At 66.3% G+C, this 17,896-nt stretch carries 15 protein-coding genes; 7 read left to right on the top strand and 8 right to left on the bottom strand.

All coding sequences use genetic code 11. The features are described 5' to 3' along the window. Nucleotides 1-50 precede the first annotated feature (50 nt). Genes ACO06X_RS05800 through bchF form a run of 7 tightly spaced genes read right to left on the bottom strand, consistent with a single transcriptional unit; the run spans nt 51 to nt 10,243 of the window. Entirely contained in the window at nt 51-1,475 is a 1,425-nt protein-coding gene (locus ACO06X_RS05800; protein ID WP_421839010.1) for a BCD family MFS transporter, read from the bottom strand. Between the two features lie 20 nt (nt 1,476-1,495). Further along, nucleotides 1,496-2,233 (bottom strand): magnesium protoporphyrin IX methyltransferase, encoded by a 738-nt coding sequence (bchM, locus tag ACO06X_RS05795; RefSeq protein WP_421839009.1) that lies wholly within the window; start codon nt 2,231-2,233, stop codon nt 1,496-1,498. After that, a complete protein-coding gene (gene bchL / locus ACO06X_RS05790) occupies nt 2,233-3,123 on the bottom strand; it encodes a ferredoxin:protochlorophyllide reductase (ATP-dependent) iron-sulfur ATP-binding protein (protein ID WP_421839008.1) in 891 nt (296 codons plus the stop codon). The genes bchM and bchL overlap by 1 nt, the downstream gene beginning before the upstream one ends. A gap of 12 nt (nt 3,124-3,135) precedes the next feature. Next, complete coding sequence (locus ACO06X_RS05785; protein ID WP_421839007.1) at nt 3,136-6,843, bottom strand: magnesium chelatase subunit H; 3,708 nt, start codon at nt 6,841-6,843, stop codon at nt 3,136-3,138. After that, complete coding sequence (bchB, locus tag ACO06X_RS05780) at nt 6,833-8,416, bottom strand: ferredoxin:protochlorophyllide reductase (ATP-dependent) subunit B (RefSeq protein WP_421839006.1); 1,584 nt, start codon at nt 8,414-8,416, stop codon at nt 6,833-6,835. Before bchB ends, ACO06X_RS05785 begins: the two co-directional genes overlap by 11 nt. A 4-nt stretch (nt 8,417-8,420) precedes the next feature. Then, on the bottom strand, nt 8,421-9,725 hold the full coding sequence (locus tag ACO06X_RS05775) for a ferredoxin:protochlorophyllide reductase (ATP-dependent) subunit N (protein ID WP_421839005.1): 1,305 nt from the start codon (nt 9,723-9,725) through the stop codon (nt 8,421-8,423). Next, nucleotides 9,722-10,243: a 2-vinyl bacteriochlorophyllide hydratase gene (gene bchF / locus ACO06X_RS05770; RefSeq protein WP_421839861.1), complete on the bottom strand. Its 522-nt coding sequence runs from the start codon at nt 10,241-10,243 to the stop codon at nt 9,722-9,724. Before bchF ends, ACO06X_RS05775 begins: the two co-directional genes overlap by 4 nt. Nucleotides 10,244-10,483: 240 nt before the next feature. Here bchF and ACO06X_RS05765 point away from each other — a divergent pair, with 240 nt between their 5' ends. From ACO06X_RS05765 to ACO06X_RS05735, 7 genes are all read left to right on the top strand, one after another. Further along, on the top strand, nt 10,484-11,452 hold the full coding sequence (locus tag ACO06X_RS05765) for a cobalamin B12-binding domain-containing protein (protein WP_421839004.1): 969 nt from the start codon (nt 10,484-10,486) through the stop codon (nt 11,450-11,452). A gap of 14 nt (nt 11,453-11,466) precedes the next feature. Next, nucleotides 11,467-12,888 carry a transcriptional regulator PpsR gene (gene ppsR, locus ACO06X_RS05760; RefSeq protein ID WP_421839003.1) on the top strand — a complete coding sequence of 474 codons (1,422 nt, stop codon included), beginning with the start codon at nt 11,467-11,469 and terminating at the stop codon, nt 12,886-12,888. 63 nt (nt 12,889-12,951) lie between these two features. Beyond that, nucleotides 12,952-13,878 carry a chlorophyll synthase ChlG gene (gene chlG, locus ACO06X_RS05755; RefSeq protein ID WP_421839002.1) on the top strand — a complete coding sequence of 309 codons (927 nt, stop codon included), beginning with the start codon at nt 12,952-12,954 and terminating at the stop codon, nt 13,876-13,878. Then, nucleotides 13,878-15,185, top strand: a complete 1,308-nt coding sequence (locus ACO06X_RS05750; protein WP_421839001.1) for a BCD family MFS transporter — start codon at nt 13,878-13,880, stop codon at nt 15,183-15,185. Before chlG ends, ACO06X_RS05750 begins: the two co-directional genes overlap by 1 nt. Next, on the top strand, nt 15,182-16,378 hold the full coding sequence (locus tag ACO06X_RS05745; protein ID WP_421839000.1) for a geranylgeranyl diphosphate reductase: 1,197 nt from the start codon (nt 15,182-15,184) through the stop codon (nt 16,376-16,378). The genes ACO06X_RS05750 and ACO06X_RS05745 overlap by 4 nt, the downstream gene beginning before the upstream one ends. Before the next feature lie 8 nt (nt 16,379-16,386). Continuing rightward, nucleotides 16,387-16,875, top strand: coding sequence for a TspO/MBR family protein (locus tag ACO06X_RS05740; protein WP_421838999.1), 489 nt, complete (start codon nt 16,387-16,389; stop codon nt 16,873-16,875). A 1-nt stretch (nt 16,876) separates the two neighbouring features. Further along, nucleotides 16,877-17,137: a hypothetical protein gene (locus ACO06X_RS05735; protein ID WP_421838998.1), complete on the top strand. Its 261-nt coding sequence runs from the start codon at nt 16,877-16,879 to the stop codon at nt 17,135-17,137. A gap of 180 nt (nt 17,138-17,317) precedes the next feature. Here ACO06X_RS05735 and ACO06X_RS05730 read toward each other — a convergent pair whose 3' ends face one another. Then, the gene (locus ACO06X_RS05730; RefSeq protein ID WP_421838997.1) at nt 17,318-17,890 is read right to left on the bottom strand and encodes a nucleotidyltransferase family protein; all 573 of its coding nucleotides are present in this window, start codon (nt 17,888-17,890) and stop codon (nt 17,318-17,320) included. Between the last annotated feature and the right edge of the window lie 6 nt (nt 17,891-17,896).

The following is a 17,896-nucleotide window of genomic DNA, read 5'->3' as shown; positions in this document are numbered from 1 at the left end:
CAGGGCCCCGGAGGCCGCAATTCCCACCACCACATTCACGCTGGAAACACTCATGTCGGAAACTCCGGCAAAGCCATCTGCCCGCCGGGCAAATCGCCCGAGAGGCCAAGGCGCTTGCCCGCCAGCGGTCCAAGGACCACCAGGGCTGCAATGAGCATTACGATTTCAAGGCTGTAGACCGTGGCATAGCCTGCCGCGCGTCCGCCCGGGCCGCTTGCCCAGGAAACGGTGTCGCGGATCACGCCGCCCACCGCGAGCGCACTGCCTGCCGCCGTCGCCTGCACCGCGCCCCAGGCGCCGAGCGCCACACCGGAATCGCGGCGCTGCGCCAGCGACATCGCCGAGATCAGCGTGCCGACCGAGAACAGGCCGATGCCGAAGCCGATCGCGCCTGCACCCACGGCAAGCAGCGCCGCAGAATGGAGCGGAGCCGCCAGCAGCACGAGAATGAATGCGCAGATTCCGCCGACCATGCCCGCGCCTGCCAGCCGCAGCGGATCGAAGCCGCGCTCCAGCACGCGGGTAGAGATCGAGAAACCGGCAATTGCGCCCATCGCCCAGGAGCCTGTCAGCATGGTGGTGGAACCAACGGCAAGGCCCAGCAGCTCGGCGCCATAAGGTTCGAGCAGCGCGTCCTGCATCGCAAAAGCCGCCGCGCCGAGGCCGATGGCCGAAAGCAGGCGCACCGTGTTGGGCTCGGCAATGAACTCGCGCCAGACGTCGCTGAATTCGGGCGCCTCGCGGTCCTTCGCGGTCCGGCCGGGATTGCGGCCTTCCTGCTTCCACAGCGCAGTCACGTTAAGCACGAGCGTGACGACAGCGGCGCCCTGGATCACCTGCACCAGCCGGGTCGGGCTGAAGGGCACCAGCAGGCCGCCGATCACGAAAGCCGAAACCATCATGCCTACCAGCAGCATCACATACAGCAGCGCCACCGCGCGCGGGCGCTTGTCCGCGCGCGCAAGGTCGGTCGCCAGTGCAAGGCCGGCGGTCTGCGTCACGTGGAGCCCTGCGCCCGTCAGCAGGAACGCGAGCGCGCCCCCGCCAAGGCCGGTATAGAATGTACGCTGCTCGCTCATCAGCAGCAGCGCGAAGGGCATGATCGCCAGACCGCCCCACTGCATCAGCGTGCCGAACCAGATATAGGGCACGCGCCGCCAGCCGAGCACCGAGCGGTGCGTATCGGACTTGTGGCCGATCAGCGCGCGAAGCGGTGCAAACAGCAGCGGCATCGCGATCAGCAGCGAAACCAGCCAGGCCGGGGTGTGCAGCTCCACGATCATCACGCGGTTGAGCGTGCCGTTGAGCAGCACCGTCGCCATGCCCACGCTCACCTGGAACAGCGCAAGGCGCAGCAGGCGGGACAGAGGCAGTTCGTCACTGGCGGCATCGGCAAAGGGCAGCCAGCTCACCGCCACGCGCGTCCACTGGCCCGCCATCCGCGAAAGGCGGGTCTGCGGGATTGTGTCGGTCATGGCGGGCGTTCCGGTCATGGTCAGTCGCGCACCAGTTCGAGGGCATTGGAAATATAGAACCCGGTGCCGATCCGCTTGCTGCGGCCGACATGCCAGCCGGGCAGGGCCTTCTCGATCCGCGCGATCAGGTCCGCATCGCGCACCGGCATGATGGCGGGCGCGCGGTCGCTGCGGGGGAAAAGCAGGCCCATCGTGTGCATCGCGCGCAGCATCGGGGTGGAAGGTGCGTGGGTAAACACGATCGAGCCGTCGCAGCGCTCGGCTAGCGAAACCAGCGTGGCAACGATGTCGTCCGGGCGGTAGTGGATCAGCGAATCCATCGCGACAACATGGTCGAAGCGGCCATGCGCGGGATCGAGCATGTCGCCCACACGCCAGTGGATGCGGCCATGGCCGAGGAACGAGGGGCAGCGTTCGCGCGCAATCGCGACGAGCCCGCCCGCCACATCGACGCCGACCACTTCGGCCCCGCGCCGCGCCGCCAGCACGCTCAGCGCGCCGGTGCCGCACCCGGCATCGAGCACGCGCATCCGCCGCAGGTCATGCGGCAGCCAGTCCAGCAGCACGTCGCGCATGGCATCGCGGCCTGCGCGCACGGTGGCGCGGATCCCGCTGACCTTCGCATCCGAAGTCAGGTCGATCCACGCTTTGCGCGCCGTGCTGTCGAAATAGGTCGTCAGCTTGTCGCGCTGGGCCTCGAAGCGCGAGCCGTGGCGGGAGACCTGGGCGTCAAAGCCGGAAGATGCGCGCGTCGCCATCATTCATACCCCAGGAAATCGAAGATATCGCGGTCTTTCATGGCCGTCGCCTCAAGCGCAGGCGTGCCGTTCCAGAGGATGCGGGCAAGATTGAGGTATTCCTCGCGCGCCGCGATCACGTCCGGGCTGTCCGGCATTTCGAACAAGGTGCACTTCTTCAGGCGCGAGCGGCGGATCGCGTCGAGATCCTTGAAGTGGGCGAGCCGCTTGAGCCCGATGGCGTCGTTGAAGCGGTCGATCTCGTCGGTGCCTGCCGAACGGTTGGCGACAACCCCTGCAAGGCGGACGTCGTAGTTCTTCGACTTGGCATTGATCGCGGCGACAATGCGGTTCATCGCGAAGATGCTGTCGAAATCATTGGCGGCGACGACGATCGCGCGTTCGGCATGTTGCAGCGGCGCAGCGAACCCGCCACACACCACATCGCCCAGCACGTCGAAAATCACGACGTCCGTATCTTCGAGCAAGTGGTGCTGCTTGAGCAGCTTGACCGTCTGCCCCACGACATAGCCGCCGCAGCCGGTGCCAGCGGGCGGGCCGCCGGCCTCGACGCACATCACGCCGTTGAAGCCTTCGAACATGTAGTCTTCGGGCCGCAGTTCCTCGGCGTGGAATTCCACGGTTTCGAGCACGTCGATCACCGTCGGCATCAGCTTCTTGGTGAGCGTGAAGGTGGAATCGTGCTTTGGATCGCAGCCGATCTGCAGCACGCGGTGGCCCATCATCGAGAACGCGGCGGACAGGTTCGACGAAGTGGTCGATTTGCCGATGCCGCCCTTGCCGTAAACGGCAAAGACCTTGGCATTGCCGATGCGATCAGCGGGATCGAGCCGGACCTGCACAGACCCGTCGCCATCTGGCTTGCGGGTAGGGGGATCGAGTAGCGCCATGGGTAGGTTCCTTTATGCCGCGACGGCTTCGACGCCTGCGGGGATCACGCCTTCAAGGCGGTCCTCGAGTTCGTCGCTGGCGGCGTGGAGGGCTGCGAGAGTAGCTTCGTCGGGCGACCAGAACTTGCGGTCGACCGCTTCGATGAGACGGTTGGCAACGCGGGCCGAAGCGCGCGGATTAAGGGCGGACATGCGTTCGCGCATCGCGGCGTCGAGCACGTAGGTTTCGCTGATGCGCTGGTAGACCCAGGGATCGACTTCGCCGGTGGTGGCGGACCAGCCCATCGTGGTGGTGACATGGCCTTCGATCGCGCGGACGCCTTCATAGCCGTGGCGCAGCAGGCCTTCGGTCCACACCGGATTAAGGATGCGGGTGCGGGTTTCGAGCGCGACCTGTTCCTGCAGGCTGCGGACCTTGCCGCTGCCTTGCGTCTGATCGCCGATGTAGACCGGTGCGGTCTCGCCGCCTTTGGCCCGCGTGACGGCCCGGCTGATGCCGCCCAGCGCGTCGACATACTGATCGATCGAGGTGATGCCGAGCTCGACGCTTTCGAGGTTCTGATAGGCGCAATCGACCGTCTTGAGCGCCGAGGCGAGGATCGCGGCCTGGCGGATCGGCACGCCCTTCACGCCGTAGGCATAGCCCTTCTGGCGCTCGAAGCTGTCGGCCAGTTCGTCCGGATCGGTCCACGCGCCGTTGTCGATCATCAGATTGACGTTGGCGCCGTAGGCCCCTTGCGCGTTGGAGAAGACGCGCAGCGCCGCCGTCTCGAAATCGCAGTGATGCTCGTCCTGGTGCGCGATGGCGTGGGCGCGCACGAAGTTCATCTCGAGCGGCTCGTCCGCGCTCGCGGCAAGCAGCGCGGCCTCGGCCAGCATGCGGGTCTGGAGCGGCAGCAAGTCGCGGAACACGCCTGAAAGCGTGGCGATCACGTCGATGCGCGGGCGGCCCAGCTCTTCGAGCGAGATCAATTCGGCTCCGGCAAGGCGGCTGTAGCTGTCGAACCGCGGGCGTGCACCGATCAGCGCGAGGACCTGCGCGATCTGCGCGCCCTCGCTCTTGAGGTTGTCGGTGCCCCAAAGGACCATCGCGACAGTCTGCGGCAGGTGGCCGCTGTCGGCCATGCTGCGCTCAAGCAGCTTCTTCGCCTGTTCCGCGCCGTCCTTAACCGCGAAGGCGGAAGGCAGGCGGAACGGATCGAAGCCGTGGATGTTGCGCCCGGTCGGCAGGATCTCCGGCGCGCGCAACACGTCCCCGCCCGAGACGGGGCGGATGAACCGGCCCGAAAGCGCGCGGACGATGCCGTCGAGCTCATGGTTGACCGAAAGCGCCGCGTTGAGCGCGCCCATATCCTTGAGCAGCGGCGTATCGAGCTTCAACCGGCCATCAACCAGCAGTTCGGCGGCTTCCGGGCTGAGGGGTTCGCCGCGCGCTTCGGCGGAGGCGTGCACCATCTCGATGCGCTCTTCGCGGCTCGCGGCTTGCCCGGCGATGTGAAGCCCCTGCGGGATCAGCTCGCGCTCGATCTCATAAAGCCGCGCGGCCAGTGCCGGCACGTCGCTGCCATCGAGGTCAAGCGCTTCGGCCTGCTCGGCAATCAGTTCGGCCAGGAGCAAGGCCTGCTCGTCGCCCGGAGGCAGCGAACGCCAGCGCTCAACCGAGGCCTTGAGATCGGCGAGGCCCTTGTAGACGCCCGAGCGGGTGAGGGCGGGGGTGAGATAGCTCACCAGTGTCGCGCCCGAACGGCGCTTGGCGAGCACGCCTTCCGAAGGGTTGTTCGCGGCGTAGAGATAGACATTCGGCAGATCGCCGATCATCCGGTCCGGCCAGCACTGCGCGGTCAGGCCGGTCTGCTTGCCGGGCATGAATTCAAGGCTGCCATGCGTGCCGAAGTGCAGCACGGCGTGGGCCTGGAAGTCCTCGCGCAGCCAGCGATAGAACGCGGCGAACGCGTGGCTCGGGGCAAAACGGCCCTCGAACAGCAGCCGCATCGGATCGCCTTCGATGCCAATGGCGGGCTGGATGCCGACGAACACGTTGCCGAACTGCGCGCCGAGCACCTGAACCGCGCTGCCATCAGACTGCAGCTTGCCCGGGGCCGGGCCCCAAGAAGCCTCGATGTCCTTGAGCCAGGTTTCGCGCGCGACGATGGTGTCGGCCATGATCCGCGTGTGGACATTGGCCTCGGTGCCATAACGCGCCGAATTGCCGATCAGGATCGCCGAGCGCAGTGCATCGACGCTTTCCGGCACTTCGACGGTGTAGTCTTCGCTTGCCAACCGCTTGAGCGTGGCGTGGAGCGATTCGAACACGCTGAGGAACTGCGCCGTGCCAGCCGCGCCGGCATTGGGGGGGAAGTTGAACAGCACGACCGCAATGCGCCGCTCCGCTGCCGCCGCGCGGGCCAGATCGATCTGCTTCACCACGCGCGCGGCGAGCGCTTCGGCGCGTTCGGCGCAGCTTTCCATCTGCCGCACCCCCGCAACGCCGGATCCGGCGAAAGTGCAGCCCTTGGCGCAGCCGGTGCAGGCTTCGCCGCTGCCGTCCGCACGGCCGCCGAAAACCATCGGCTGGATGGCCCCGTCAAGCTCGGGGATCGCGATCATCATCGTCGATTCCAGCGGCAGCAGCCCCTGCGGGTTCGCGCCCCAGGCCTGAAGTGTCTGGAATTCCACTGGATGCGCGGCGATGTAGGGCCGGTCGAGCTTGGCGAGGATCGCCTCGGCCGCTGCTGTATCGTTGTAGGCAGGGCCGCCGACAAGGCTGAAGCCCGTCAGGTTCACCACGGCATCGACCGTGCTCTTGCCGTCCTTCATGAACAGCGCCTCGATCGCCGGCCGCCCGTCGAGACCGCCTGCGAAGGCCGGGATCACAGAGAGGCCCCGGGCCTCCATCGCCGCGATCACGCCGTCATAATGGCGCGCATCCTTGGCGAGCACATAGGAGCGCAGCATGAGGAGGCCGACCGTACCGCGCTTGCCCGCAGTGGCGCTGGCGGGCAGGGCCGCAGCACTCGCCGCCATGCGCGGCGTCATCGCCGGGTGATAGACGCCGACTTCGGGATATTCGCGCGGCGCTTCGGCCTTCATCGCGCCGCGCAGGGCGGCACGCTCGCCGGAGGCATAGCGGTCGATCAGCGCGCGGATCATGTCCACCACGTTGTCGTCACTGCCCGCGAGCCAGTACTGCAAGGTCAGGAAATAGGCGCGCACATCCTGCGCGGTGCCCGGCACGAAGCGCAGCAGCTTGGGCAGGCGGCGCAGCATGGCCATCTGACCCTTGCCCGAGCTTGCCCCCGGCTTGCCCGATCCGCGCAGCTTCTTGAGCAGGCCCATCATGCCCGTGGCGGGCTTGTCCATGCGGTAGTCACCCATGCGGGTGAGCTTGACCACTTCGCCGGCCGACATCAGGCCGACGATCGCATCGCAATTGTCGCGGCGGGCTTCGAGCGCCGGCATCACCGCACGGATATGATCCTCGAGGAACAGCATCGTGCACAGGATGATGTCGGCCTGCGCGATGTCTTCCCGCGCGGCGTCGAGCGAACCGGGCTTCTCTTCCCAGTCTGCCGCCGCATGGAAACCGATCGACACACCGGTCCCGGCGCGCGCGAACTGCCCCTGCGCGCGCTGGAACGCGCCCGAGAGGTGGTTGTCGAGCGTAATGACGACAACGCGCACCGGTGTATCCGGAGTGGTGACGGGTGCTTTACCGCGCATAGTGGGCTTTTGCCTCGTAGAGCGTGTCGAGCGTGATAGCCGGCAGCCCCATGTCATTCGCGTACTTCTCGGTGTTGCGCTTGGCCTTGCCGCGCACGAAGAACGGAATCTTGCGCAGTTCGCGCTCGGCTTCGTCGGTCCAGTCGGCCGAGCCGTCCGAAGCAGCGACGGGCGCGGCTTCTTCCTTGATGAGAATATCGCCCGCAGGCGCGAGCACGGGCTCAGGCTTGCTATGCGCCGGGGCCGAGCCGTGAAGGTGCGACGGGCCTGCCGCGTCGCTGAACTCGAAGTCGTCGCGGAACATGGTAAGCAGGTGCTCTTCCAGCCCCATGACCAGCGGGTGGACCCAGGTATCGAAGATCACGTTCGCGCCTTCGAAGCCCATCTGAGGGCTGAAGCGCGCCGGGAAATCCTGCACGTGCACCGGAGAGGAAATCACCGCGCAGGGCACGCCGAGCCGCTTGGCGATATGCCGCTCCATCTGCGTGCCGAGCACCAGCTCGGGCGCGGCGGCAGCGATGGCTTCTTCAACTGTCAGGTGATCGTCGGTGATCAGCGGCTCGAGGCCGTATTCCTTGGCGGCATTGCGGATGTCGCGCGCGAATTCGCGGTTGTAGCAGCCGATCCCGCAGACCGTGAAACCGAGCTCCTCATGCGCGATCCGCGCGGCAGCCACGGCATGGGTCGCATCGCCGAACACGAACACGCGCTTGCCCGTCAGGTAGGTCGAGTCGACCGAACGGCTCCACCACGGCATGCGCGAGGCACCGTCGTTCAGCGCAGGGGCCGGATCGACGCCTGCGAGCGCGGCCACTTCGGCAATGAAGGCGCGCGTCGCACCCACGCCGATCGGCACGGTGCGGATCGCGGGCTGGGCAAAGGTCTTGTCGAGCCAGCGCGCGGCTTCATCGCCGATCTCGGGATAAAGCACGATGTTGAAGTCAGCCGCACCGATGGTGCGGATATCCTCGGGCGATGCGCCCTGCGGTGCGACGAGATGGACGTCGATACCCAGAAGGTCGAGGATGCGGCGCACTTCGATCACATCGTCGCGGTGGCGGAAGCCGAGCGCAGCGGGTCCCAGCAGATTGACGCGCGGACGGCGCCCTTCACGCGGGGCGGGGCGCACCGAGGTATCCGCCAGATGGCGCACGATCTGGTAGAACGTTTCCGCTGCGCCCCAGTTTTCCTTGCGCTGATAGCTGGGCAGCTCGAGCGGGATGACCGGGCAGGGCAGGCCCATGTTGTTGGCGAGGCCTGCTGGATCGTCCTGGATCAGCTCTGCCGTGCACGAAGCGCCAACCAGCAGCGCCTGCGGCTTGAACCGTTCCACCGCATCGCGCGCCGCGTTCTGGAACAGGCTCGCGGTATCCTTGCCCAGATCGCGGGCCTGGAACGTGGTGTAGGTGACAGGCGGGCGCACATTGCGCCGCTCGATCATCGTGAACAGCAGATCGGCATAAGTATCGCCCTGCGGCGCGTGGAGCAGGTAATGCACTCCGCGCATCGCCGTCGCGACCCGCATGGCGCCGACATGCGGCGGTCCTTCATAGGTCCAGACGGCAAGTTGCATGGGCCTAAATCCTCAGCACATCACGGCGGCGCAGTGGCCGGGCGAAAAGTTCGGCGAGGTCACCCGCCTGATCGAAGCCGTGCACGGGCGAGAACACCAGTTCGATCGACCACTTGGTGGCAAGGCCCTCGGCCTCGAGCGGATTGGCAAGGCCAAGCCCGCAGACGGTAAGGTCGGGCCGGTCGGCGCGGACCCGATCCAGCTGGCGCTCCACATCCTGCCCTTCGCTGATCCGCGTACCCTCGGGCAGGCGGGCAAGGTCGGCGGCAAGATGCGCGCGGTGAAGGTAGGGGGTGCCCACTTCGACCGGAATCATGCCCAGTTCGTTGGCCAGAAACCGCGCAAGCGGGATTTCCAGCTGCGAGTCCGGCATGAACGAGATGCGCTTGCCCTTCAGGGTGGGCACATACCGCTCAAGCGCCCGCTTGGCCCGCTCGCGGCCCGGCGCGATCACGCGGTTGACGTGCATCTCGTCGATTCGGAAGGCGGCGGCGGCAGCCGTCAGCCATGCAGCGGTGCCTTCGGCGCCGAACGGGAAGGGCGCATCGATGCGCACCGCACCGCGGTCTTCCAGAGCCCGCGCGGTCTCGCCAAGGAACGGCTGGGCCAGAATGTAGCGCGTATTGGGGCCAACCGGCGGAAGGCCGCCAGATCGCCGCGCCGGCAGCACGCCGACATGGGCAATGCCCAGTTCGGCAAACAGGCGCAGGAACTGGTCTTCCACGATGTCCGGCAGCGTGCCGACCATGACCAGCGAGAGCGGCGCACCCGGCGCTTCGGCGGGCATTTCCGGCACGAGCGTGGTCAGGCAGGCGTCCTCGCCTTCGGTGAACGTCGTCTCGATCCCGCTGCCCGAATAGGCGAGGATGCGCACACCTTCGCGGCCTTCGCTGCGCACGTGCTTTGCGCCAAGGCGCTGCGCGGCGTTGCTCAGATCGAGCTTGATCACCTCGGACGGGCAAGAGCCGACGAGGAAAAGCGTGCGGATCTCGGGGCGGCGCGCCAGCAGGCGATCCACCACGCGGTCCAGCTCGGCGTGGCAATCGGCCATGCCGGCGAGATCGCGTTCCTCGATGATCGCCGTGGCAAAGCGCGGCTCTGCAAAGATCATCACGCCCGCCGCCGATTGCAGCAGGTGAGCGCAGGTGCGCGAACCGACGACGAGGAAGAAGGCGTCCTGCATCTTGCGGTGCAGCCAGACGATACCGGTAAGCCCGCAGAAAACCTCGCGCTGGCCGCGCTCGCGCAGAATTTCGAGACCGCCGTCGCGCGACGTTTCTGCAGCGGCGAGTGCTTGTGCAGGGCTCATGCGGCGGCTCCCTTGAGCATCTGGGCCTGGAGCCGGGCCGCCCGCAGCTTCAGCACGAACTGCGCGGCGTTGACGACATAGGCGAAGTAGGCCGCGAGCACGATGGCGAGGCGTGCTTCCAGCGTGCCGATCTTGCCCACCAGCATGACCATGTAGGCCGTGTGCAGGGCGATCACGAGCATCGAGACAACGTCTTCCCAGAAGAACGCCGGGGCAAAGAGCCACTTGCCGAAGACGACCTTTTCCCAGATCGAGCCGGTGACCATGATCGTATAGAGCGTGAGCGTCTTGGCGATCACAGAAAGGTCTGCCGCAAAGGCGCCTTCACCCGTCAGCAGGCAGCGCACGACAAGCGCGAGGCTAACCAGGAACACGAGGAACTGGAACGGGGCGAGCAGGCCCTGGACGAGTGTCCACACCGTGTTGTCACGCCGTTGCTGTTCTTCAGGAGTGTATAGCGGGCGGGCCTGCCGGGCCGACCCGCGAGCGCTGTGGCGGTGGTCCGATCCGGACCTGATTCCGCGCAGCGCTGTCGTACGAGCTTCCGACATTTCTTGCGTCCCATCCTCTTCGCAACGAGCAGCTTACGACTCGTTCGAACGGACTGTCAATAAAATTGGACGACAAGAAAAATTGACATCATTGGGTTTGCCAAGGTCCGGCATTCGGCGTACGTCTTGCCTACGGGAAAGAGTCGGAGTGTCTTGTACCACTATCCCCACGTGGTCATGTTGCCGCGGCAGACGGGAGAGTCTGACATGGACTTGGCGGTTGGAAAGAGCGGGCCACAAGGTGGCCAGGGGCCCCGCAAGGCGGACCCGGGTGCTGCTTACGAGGAACATACCGGCGTGCCGGTGAACGGTCGCCGCAAGGGCATTGGCGGCGGTAACAGCGGCGGCGGTCGGGGCGGAAGCTCGCGGCGTCAGCAGCGTTCCGGCTCCAATTCCAACGCGGCCATCAGCACCCTGATCGAGGGTGAGATCATCCCCCAGCTCCTGGTCGCGCACCGCACTCGCCCCTGCCGCTCGGTAGCCAGCGGTGGCGGCCTGATCACGGCCGAGGATGTCGCGCGCTTCTCGGCGCTTCCGCTCACGCTGCAGGCGGATGAACTGCTCATCCATGTCGAGGAGTACCTCGCGCGCGGGGTCGGTATCGATGCGATCTTCGTCGATCTGCTGGCGCCCGCCGCGCGCCGCCTTGGCGTCCTTTGGGAAGAGGATCTCTGCGATTTCCTCGATGTCACCATCGGCCTCTGGCGCCTTCAGGAAGTGATGCGCGAGATTGCCTGGGGCAGCCCGATCATCACCGGCCCGCTCATTGCCCCGCGCCGTGCGCTGTTCTCGCCCATCCCGGGCGAACAGCACAGCTTCGGCGCAACGATGGTGCACGAAGTGTTCGTCCGCGCCGCGTGGGACAGCGAAGTTCTGGTCGCCCCGGACATGCGCCAACTGGTCGCGAAAGTTGCCAACAAATCCTATGATCTCGTCGGCTTGACCGTTTCATGCGATGTTACTACCGAGTCCCTCGCAAGAACGATCAAGGCGATCCGCAGCGTGTCCATGTGCCAAGACGTCAGTATTCTGGTAGGGGGGCAAGCAGTGAATGCCAATCCGGCGATGGCTCTCGAAGCCGGCGCAGATGGCTCGGCGGCTGATGCACCCGGAGCGCTCGCTCTCGCCAACCGTCTGGTCGGCGCGGCTCCGCACCGGACCGTGAACGCCGGCTAGGGCCGGTCGCCACCGTGGTAGAACCCGAACGCGCCCTCGCGGACAAGACACCGTTTTCACGGTTGGAATCCGCTTTCAACGGTATCGGCCCGGCCGATGCCATGCGCCTTGTGATCGCCTCGGGGGATGTCACCCTCGCGCTCGATCCTGAAGGCCACATCCTCGATGTCGCCGCCAATCGGCAGGACTTTCCAGGCTGTGACAGCTGGATCGGCCAGCACTTCGACGCCATCGTCACGGTCGAAAGCCGCAGCAAGGTCAAGGACATGCTGCTGGGCGAACATGGTGACGCGGGCAATCGCTGGCGCCAGATCAACCACACCAGCAGCGCCGGCGATATCCCGGTCCGCTATCTCCTGATCCGGCTTGAGGGTAGCAAGCACCTCATCGCGGTCGGGCGCGACATGCGCAATGCGGTCGTGCTGCAGCAACGCCTTCTTCAGGCCCAACAGTCGCTCGAGCGCGACTACATGCGCCTTCGCCAGATCGAGACACGCTATCGTCTGCTCTTCGATCTGTCCTCCGAACCGGTCCTGCTGGTGGAGGCGGACAGCCAGCGCATCCAGGAAGCCAATCCGGCCGCGCATTCGGTGCTCGAAGCGCGCCCCGGCAGCCTTGTCGGTGCCAAGCTTTCCAGCCTCGTCGCGCGCGGTTCGCGCGATGCGCTGATCGCCTATCTCGGCGCGGTGCTGACGACCTCGGAGGTTTCCCCGCTCTCGGTCGAGCTTGAACGCGCGCGCCAGCAACTGACCATTTCCGCCACGGGTTTCCGCCAGCTCGGCGGGCGCTACCTGCTCGTGCGGCTCGGCAGCCCCGGCAGCCGCAACACCGAAGGCGCGGCCACTTTGCTCGATATTGTCGAGCGCATGCCCGATGCCTTCGTGGTCGCCAATTCCGACATGCGGATCATTGCGGCCAACATCGCGTTCCTCGAACTGGCGCGCGCCGCCTCGCTCGATCAGATCCGCGGCCGTCCGCTCGGCGAATTCGTCGGTCGTCCCGGCATCGATCTCGATCTCATCGAAGGCCAACTCACCAAGTACGGCCTTGCCCGCAATGTCAGCACGGTCGTCCGCGCCCGCGATTCCGAACTGGAAGAGCCGGTGGAGCTGTCCGCTGTCCGCACCTCGGGCGACAACCCCTGCTATGGCTTCGCGATCCGCGAGATCGGCCGCCGCCTGCGCGATCTGCCGCCCACGCCGCTCGATCTGCCCCGCTCGGTCGAGCAGCTGACCGAGCTCGTCGGACGCGCCTCGCTCAAGGAAATCGTGCGCGAGAGTACCGACCTGATCGAGCGCCTCTGCATCGAAGCCGCGCTCGCCTACACCTCGGACAACCGCGCTTCGGCTGCCGAAATCCTCGGCCTCAGCCGCCAGAGCCTCTATTCCAAGCTGCACCGCTACGGGCTCGGCAATCTCGTGGGTGAGAGCGAATAGCGTCCCACCTGCAAGTGTAAGAATCAATTGACACTTGTGGGTGTCAACCATACCCTCCGAGGTATGACGCAGCCTGCCACTTCGGCCCAGCCCGGGGCTCCTGCCACCGCCAAGAACATTCGGCGCCCCGCCCCGCGTGACGTGCTGGAGCTGCTCAAGCCGATCACCTGGTTCCCGCCGATCTGGGCCTTCATGTGCGGGGTCGTGTCGTCGGGCCAGCCTGCTTCCGGCCACTGGATCGCGATCGTCGCGGGCGGTCTCCTTGCCGGCCCGCTGGTTTGCGGCAACAGCCAGGCCATCAACGACTGGTTTGATCGCCATGTTGATGCCATCAATGAGCCCAATCGCCCGATCCCTTCGGGTCGTATCCCCGGCCGCTGGGGCCTCTGGATCGCCTGCGTGGGCTCGGTGTTGTCCTTCGCGGTGGGCGCGGCGCTTGGTATCTGGGTCATGGTCGCATCGCTCGTCGGCCTTGCCGCCGCCTGGGCCTACAGCGCGCCGCCCTTCCGCCTCAAGGCGAGCGGCTGGTGGGGCCCTGCGCTCGTCGGCCTCACATATGAAGGCCTCAGCTGGTTCACCGGCGCCGCCGTGATGACCAGCACCTTGCCGTCCACGCCAGTGCTCGTCGTCCTCGTGCTCTACAGCCTCGGCGCGCACGGCATCATGACACTCAATGATTTCAAGGCGGTAGAGGGCGACAAGCAGACCGGGGTGCGCTCGCTCCCCGTCGTGCTCGGCGTGCGCAACGCCGCCCTGTTCGCTTGCGGGGTCATGGCGCTCGCGCAAGTGATCGTCGCGATCTACCTCGTGCAGCAAGGCCTCATGCTCTCTGCTGGCATCGTTGCGTTGGTGCTCGCCGTGCAGTTCGCGCTCATGCCCAAGCTGATCGCCGACCCGGCCAAACGCGCGCCGTGGTATGGCGGGACTGGCGTCACGCTCTACGTCCTCGGCATGCTGGCAGCCGCTGGCGGCCTTGGCGGCCATTGGTGATGGCCCGCGCTGGCACGCCCTCCGGCTTCGGCTGGCTCTCCATCGCTCGGCTTGGTCTGGTTCAGGCCTCCATCGGCGCGATCGTCATGCTGGCCACTTCGCTGCTCAACCGGGTCATGGTCGTCGAATACGGAATGGCCGCCGCCGTCCCTGCCGGGCTCGTCGCGCTCCATTATGCCGTGCAGCTCGCGCGACCCGTCTGGGGCCACGGTTCGGATCGCGGCCATGCCCGCACGCCGTGGATCATCGGCGGCGTCGCGGTGCTGGGTTTCGGCGCCATGCTCGCCGTCCTTGCGCTGCCGCTCGCCCCGCTGCCCAGCAATGCGCTGCTGCTCCTCGGCTTCATCCTGATCGGTGCGGGCGTCGGCGCGGCAGGCACTTCGCTCCTCGCGCTCCTCGCCGCAGGTGTCGCGCCGCAGCGCCGCGCCGCAGCCGCCGCCGTCACCTGGATCATGATGGTGATGGGCATCGTCTTGTCTGCGGGCACCGCTGGCGCGCTGCTCGAGCCATTCTCGTGGGGCAGGCTCGTGCAAGTCTCGGGTGGCATCGCGCTCGCCGCACTCGTGCTCACGGTGCTCGCCACCTTCCGGCTGGAACGCGGCGTTCAGGCCGCCACCCCCGAACCTGCAAGCCAGACCAGCCTCGGTGATGCCCTGCGCGCGGTCTTCGCTGAAACCGCAGCTCGGCGTTTCACCGTGTTCGTGTTCCTCTCGATGCTCGCCTATTCGATGCAGGATCTCATCCTCGAACCCTTCGCCGGGATCGTGTTCCGCATGAGCCCCGCGCAATCGACCTCGCTCTCCGCCGTCCAGCACAGCGGCGTGCTCCTCGGCATGATCGTGGCCGGTATCGGCGGCAGCGCCTTTGCTGGCCGCGCCGCCGGAGAACTTCGGGGCTGGATCGCCGCCGGCTGCGTTGGTTCGGCGCTCGCGCTCGCGGGCCTTGCGGTTGGTGCCGGGGTGGGGCCGGGCTGGCCGCTCGCCGCCAACATCGCCGCGCTCGGCTTTGCCAACGGTGTGTTCGCGGTCTCCGCCATCGGCGCGATGATGAGCCTGGCGGGTAGCGGGTCCGGTGCCGATACCGGCGTGCGCATGGGCGTGTGGGGCGCGGCGCAGGGCATCGCCTTCGGGCTCGGTGGGCTCGCCGGGGCAATCGGCGTCGATCTGGCGCGCCATGCGGAAAGCGATGGCGGCGCCTTTCAGACAATCTTTGCGCTGGAGGCCATGCTGTTCATGGCTGCGGCGGTCATGGCAGCGCGCATTGCAGGGCAGGGCGCGTCAATCAGTTTGCGGGAGGCGGAAGCATGAGCGGGATCGAATTCGACGTCGTGGTGGTGGGCGGCGGGCCTTCCGGGGCAACCGCTGCCGCGGATCTGGCGCGCATGGGCCATTCGGTCATGCTGCTCGACCGCGCAGGTCGCATCAAGCCCTGCGGCGGCGCAGTCCCCCCGCGCCTGATGGAAGAATTCGCCATTCCCGACAGCCTCCTCGTCGCCCGCGCCCGCAGCGCGCGCATGGTCGCCCCGTCGGACCGCGCGGTAGACATGCCGGTGGGCGAGATCGGCTATGTCGGCATGGTCGATCGCGACGTGTTCGATGAATGGCTGCGCAATCGCGCCGCGCAAGTGGGGGCAGAACGCCGTACCGGCACCTTCGAGCGGATCGATCGCGACGGGGCCGAAGGCGCCGTGGTCGTCTACCGCGAAAACCGTGGCGGACCGGAACACCGCGTCCGCGCGCGGCTCGTCATTGGCGCAGACGGCGCCCGTTCAGGCGTCGCACGCGACAGCATTTCCAACAGTGAAAACGTCAAATGCGTCTTCGCCTATCACGAGATCATCAAGTCTCCGCCGGCCAACGATCAGGGCTACGATCCGGCGCGCTGCGATGTGATCTACCAGGGGCGCGTCTCGCCCGATTTCTATGGCTGGGTCTTCCCCCATGGCGAAACCGCCAGCATCGGCGTCGGCAGCGCCAACAAGGGCTTTTCGCTGCGCGGTTCGGTCGCCACGATGCGCCAGGAGATGGGTCTTGCCCATTGCGAAACGGTGCGTAGCGAAGGCGCGCCCATCCCGCTCAAACCCTTGAAGCGCTGGGACAACGGCCGCGACGTTCTCGTCTCAGGCGATGCCGCCGGCGTCGTCGCGCCCGCCTCGGGCGAAGGGATCTACTATGCGATGACCTGCGGCCGCCATGCCGCCAACGCCGCGCATCAGTTCCTGCTCACCGGCAAGCCCAGCGCGCTGAAGGCAGCGCGGCGCACTTTCATGCGCGAACATGGCCGCGTGTTCCTGATCCTCGGCATCATGCAATACTTCTGGTATTCCAGCGACAAGCGCCGCGAGCGGTTCGTGGCAATGTGCGCGGATCCCGATGTGCAGAAGCTGACCTGGCAGGCCTATATGAACAAGAAGCTGGTCCGCGCCGATCCGATGGCGCACCTCAGGATCTTCCTGAAAGACACAGCGCATCTCCTTGGCCTCAGGGCAGCGCACCCTTGAACACGCCCATGGGTAACAGGCCCTGGGGACTGCCGATCGCCATTGCCGCGATCGCGGCGATCGTGGTTGCCGGGGTGGGCGGCACGATGACGGACACGACCGGCTGGTATCTGAGCCTGCGCCTGCCCAGCTGGAACCCGCCGCCGCCCGCCTTTGGCATGATCTGGACCGTCGTTTTCACGCTGATCGCCGCCTCCGGCGTCAACGCCTGGCGCGCCGCGCCCGATAGCCGTTCAGCCGATACGCTGATCGGCCTCTACGCGATCAACGGCGCGCTCAATGTGAGCTGGACAGTGCTGTTCTTCCAGCTGCGCCGGCCGGACTGGGCCTTTGTCGAGCTTTCGGTGCTATGGTTCTCGATCATCGTGCTGATTTTCGCCTGCGGCCGCTTCTCGCGCAGCGCCGCGCTGCTTCTCCTGCCTTATCTCGCCTGGGTCTCGGTCGCGGGCGCACTCAACTGGCAGGTGATCCAGCTCAACGGGCCCTTTACCGGCTGATATGCCCGACCTCACCACCTTTTTCGCGAGCGGCCACGCGGCCGATCTGGTGCTTGCTGTGCTCGTGGTGGAAGCCCTCATCCTGCTGCGCGCAGGCCGCCCCGCGATCGATGTCGCGCTGCTCCTGCTCCCCGGCGCCTGCATGATGCTGGCCTTGCGCGCCGCACTCGTCGGCGCTAGCTGGCCGTGGATCGCGCTGCCGCTGGCGGCGTCGTTCCCGGTCCATCTGGCGGATATGTTGCGCCGGGGCAGGGGGCGGTAGAGCACAACAATACCGGATGGGCCACCTGACCTTCGTCATTCCCGCGAAGGCGGGAATCCAGAGCGACGGTAGCACCTACCACGAGCCTGCACGCTTAAGGCAGCGTCAATAGGTTCTTCGGCAGTAACGTGTCCGCATAGGGTGTACCACAGCCGCGGACAGTAGTCAGAAGAACCGAGGTTACGTAGCGAGCGGTTTCGTGCAGGCTAGCAACGGCCACTCTGTCGTCCAGTCCTTTGAACTGATCCTTTCGTCGTAGATGGCCAGTTTTTCAGTTATGAACCTCTGTGTCGGCCGGAGCACCAAGTTTAAGAGATCATCCAGGCCGAGCGGGCTGGCAATCTCGATCTGATCCCTCCCGCTGCGCCTCGCAGCCACGGCTGTCGCTGTCTCAGGCCAATACCGCATGGCGTCGGTTGCAGATTGATAGGGGGGATCGTTGTTGCGGGTGTGCATCCGCGCCTGATTCTTCACCGACCAGTCAATGGAAGGCGCAGCAACGCAGAGAGCATCTTCAAGACTGCGATCATGCCATTCCTGACTGCGGTCTGGATCGAACCAGATCACATCGACATCACCCAAAGGTGGCCGTGGCGGGCGATTGTGCAGGGCATCCCAGACCGCATTCCTGACAAATCCAGCCGCGATCCAGCAGTCTGGCAGACCGAGATCTGCCACCAAGCCCAGAAGATGCCAGCGGATGGAATCGCCGCGAAGGATCGCACTGATCTGCAGGTGGTGAACGTCACGCATGGTTCA

Origin of the sequence: Novosphingobium sp. (assembly GCF_965229225.1) — a bacterium.
GTDB lineage: Bacteria > Pseudomonadota > Alphaproteobacteria > Sphingomonadales > Sphingomonadaceae > Novosphingobium.
This window is presented reverse-complemented; position numbering and strand designations above follow the sequence as displayed.

What these genes read in the sequence shown, in the direction of transcription:
- ACO06X_RS05800 (WP_421839010.1), bottom strand. Translation starts at nt 1,475, where the DNA reads ATGACCGACACAATCCCGCAGACCCGCCTTTCGCGGATGGCGGGCCAG.
- bchM (WP_421839009.1), bottom strand. Translation starts at nt 2,233, where the DNA reads ATGGCGACGCGCGCATCTTCCGGCTTTGACGCCCAGGTCTCCCGCCAC.
- bchL (WP_421839008.1), bottom strand. Translation starts at nt 3,123, where the DNA reads ATGGCGCTACTCGATCCCCCTACCCGCAAGCCAGATGGCGACGGGTCT.
- ACO06X_RS05785 (WP_421839007.1), bottom strand. Translation starts at nt 6,843, where the DNA reads ATGCGCGGTAAAGCACCCGTCACCACTCCGGATACACCGGTGCGCGTT.
- bchB (WP_421839006.1), bottom strand. Translation starts at nt 8,416, where the DNA reads ATGCAACTTGCCGTCTGGACCTATGAAGGACCGCCGCATGTCGGCGCC.
- ACO06X_RS05775 (WP_421839005.1), bottom strand. Translation starts at nt 9,725, where the DNA reads ATGAGCCCTGCACAAGCACTCGCCGCTGCAGAAACGTCGCGCGACGGC.
- ACO06X_RS05765 (WP_421839004.1), top strand. Translation starts at nt 10,484, where the DNA reads ATGGACTTGGCGGTTGGAAAGAGCGGGCCACAAGGTGGCCAGGGGCCC.
- chlG (WP_421839002.1), top strand. Translation starts at nt 12,952, where the DNA reads ATGACGCAGCCTGCCACTTCGGCCCAGCCCGGGGCTCCTGCCACCGCC.
- ACO06X_RS05750 (WP_421839001.1), top strand. Translation starts at nt 13,878, where the DNA reads ATGGCCCGCGCTGGCACGCCCTCCGGCTTCGGCTGGCTCTCCATCGCT.
- ACO06X_RS05745 (WP_421839000.1), top strand. Translation starts at nt 15,182, where the DNA reads ATGAGCGGGATCGAATTCGACGTCGTGGTGGTGGGCGGCGGGCCTTCC.
- ACO06X_RS05740 (WP_421838999.1), top strand. Translation starts at nt 16,387, where the DNA reads ATGGGTAACAGGCCCTGGGGACTGCCGATCGCCATTGCCGCGATCGCG.
- ACO06X_RS05735 (WP_421838998.1), top strand. Translation starts at nt 16,877, where the DNA reads ATGCCCGACCTCACCACCTTTTTCGCGAGCGGCCACGCGGCCGATCTG.
- ACO06X_RS05730 (WP_421838997.1), bottom strand. Translation starts at nt 17,890, where the DNA reads ATGCGTGACGTTCACCACCTGCAGATCAGTGCGATCCTTCGCGGCGAT.